General features: G+C 59.5%; 1 pseudogene. It reads right to left on the minus strand.

Annotated features, from left to right (window positions below):
- Positions 1-291: pseudogene (locus tag EN786_RS38160) on the minus strand (hypothetical protein); the annotation flags it as partial.

Below are 291 nucleotides of genomic sequence, written 5' to 3' on the forward strand. Positions count from 1 at the left end.
CGATCTCAGCGCGGCAAAGCCCAATCCTGCCAGGCAGATCGCATAGCTGTAGACATGAACCGCCACTTCCGGCGACATGCCGATCCTGTACGCGAGCGCCACGGCCGGCATGAACATCCAAGGCGTGAAAGGTGGATTGACTTCGAAAACGTCGACATAAAGCCGTGATCCGGCAAGCATCTGCTCGCACATGGTGATCGCCCAACTCGTGTCGGGTATGATGCCCCATCGCATCTGCCAGGGAATGGCGGCTGCCAGCACCAGCAGGCAAAGGATCACGGTCCATGCCTG

The organism is Mesorhizobium sp. M4B.F.Ca.ET.143.01.1.1, from assembly GCF_004792275.1.
GTDB lineage: Bacteria > Pseudomonadota > Alphaproteobacteria > Rhizobiales > Rhizobiaceae > Mesorhizobium > Mesorhizobium abyssinicae.